This is a genomic window from Scrofimicrobium canadense (assembly GCF_009696615.1).
Lineage (GTDB): Bacteria > Actinomycetota > Actinomycetes > Actinomycetales > Actinomycetaceae > Scrofimicrobium > Scrofimicrobium canadense.
The window spans coordinates 1-1,654 of the sequence record NZ_VULO01000036.1; the positions used below are offsets into that span (position 1 = coordinate 1).

Genomic DNA, 1,654 nt, shown 5'->3' on the forward strand with positions numbered 1-1,654 from the left:
TTCACGGATTCAGGCAATATACATCGAATGTCCTCATTAATAATGCTTGGTTCGATTGCTGTGTTTAGCTCTTAAGGAAACGCTGCATAAATCCCGTCGGAGCTGCCTCATAGCCACCGACGAGGTAAAATCTGACCTGTCGTCCAACACCCGCTGACAGAGCCACTCCGATGAAACAGATCTCATTCGCCCAGGCTGAGCACCAGAACAAGAAGAAGGTCACCCGCCGCGAGCGGTTTCTTGCCAGGATGGAGAAGCTGGTGCCGTGGCAACGGCTGATCGCAGCACTGTCGCCGTCCTACTTCCCGAATTCAGCGGGCAAGCGAGGCCGACCACCCATTGGCCTGGAGCGCATGCTGCGCATTTACTTCCTGCAGCAGTGGTATGCCCTGGCCGATGAAGCGCTGGAGGATGCCATCTACGACAGCCAGGCCATGCGTGACTTCATCGGTATCGATCTGGCCATCGAGAGTGTGCCGGATGCGACCACGCTGCTGCGCTTCCGTCACCTGCTGGAGCAGCATGCCCTGACCCAGCGGGTTTTCGAAGAGATCAACGCCCGTCTGGCCGAGCAGGGCCTGTTCATGCGCGAGGGCACCATCGTCGACGCCACCATTGTGGCGGCGGCCCCCTCCACCAGGAACAAGGCCAGGCAGCGCGATCCGGAGATGAAGCAGACCCGGAAGGGCAAGCAGTATTACTTCGGCATGAAGGCCCATATCGGTGTCGATGCGGTCACCGGACTGACCCACAGTGTCGCCGCCACGTCGGCCAACGTCGCCGATGTCACCATGGCCGGCGCTCTGGTCCGGGAGGATGACAAGCGGGTATACGGCGACGCGGGCTACACCGGCATGTGGAAGTACCTGGACGAAGAGAAGGATGCCCCGGACTCCCGCTGCTGTGTTGCCGCCAAGCGCGGCCCCATCAAGAAGATGGAAGACAGTCCCATGAAAGCGCTGCTGCTGGCGATCGAGAAGGCCAAGGCCAGCATCCGCGCCAAGGTCGAGCACCCGTTTCATGTCATCAAGAACCTCTTCGGCTACCGGAAGGTTCGCTACAAGGGACTGGCCAGGAACCAGGCGCAGCTGTTCACCCTGTTCGCCCTCGGCAATTTAGTGCTGGCTGGACGATGCCAGGGGCATGCTGACGGGGCCAGTGTGTCTTGAATCTGGCCTGGCAGCTGGATAACCCGGCTGCCAGGGTAAAAAGGCCACCTTCCGTGGCCAGAAAGTGACCGTTGACGCGGTGAATATGCCGCCCTGAGTGCTTTAGCCGCTCAGAGACGAATTGATCAGCGGTTCCTTAGAGGGTGTTTACAAAAGTCTCAGGCCGTGTGAGTTAATCGGTTGAGCAATTGGCGGCCAGCCGCCAGCCATACCCAGGCTTCGGAGACCTCGACACGTCGGTCATGGTGCATCACCAGCCGACGTGCCTTTTCGATCCAGGCATGGGTGCGCTCGACGACCCACCGTTTCGGAAGGACAGTGAAACCCTTGGCATTCGGCTGCCGTGTGAAGAGGTCTCCCTGATCCGGTGTACACCACCGGCCCACGTTAGCATTGGAAGGATGGCGTACGACCTCCACCGTGATGCCGTGCTGTTGGTTGATCGTCTGTGCACAGCGTCCTGCATAGCCAGTATCAACAAAAAC

Annotated in this window: 2 protein-coding genes; one reads left to right on the forward strand and one right to left on the reverse strand. The window is 59.4% G+C overall.

The genetic code is table 11. The annotated features are described in order from the left end of the window. Positions 1 to 170 precede the first annotated feature (170 nt). Complete coding sequence (locus tag FYJ24_RS12360) at positions 171 to 1,169, forward strand: IS5 family transposase (RefSeq protein ID WP_154546727.1); 999 nt, start codon at positions 171 to 173, stop codon at positions 1,167 to 1,169. A gap of 158 nt (positions 1,170 to 1,327) precedes the next feature. On the opposite strand, the gene FYJ24_RS12365 is transcribed toward FYJ24_RS12360, so the two are convergent. Continuing rightward, the coding region (locus FYJ24_RS12365) for a transposase (protein WP_154546728.1) at positions 1,328 to 1,654 on the reverse strand (327 nt) is incomplete at its 5' end.

Coding starts and splice junctions, on each gene's coding strand:
- FYJ24_RS12360 (WP_154546727.1), top strand. CDS start 171: ATGAAACAGATCTCATTCGCCCAGGCTGAGCACCAGAACAAGAAGAAG.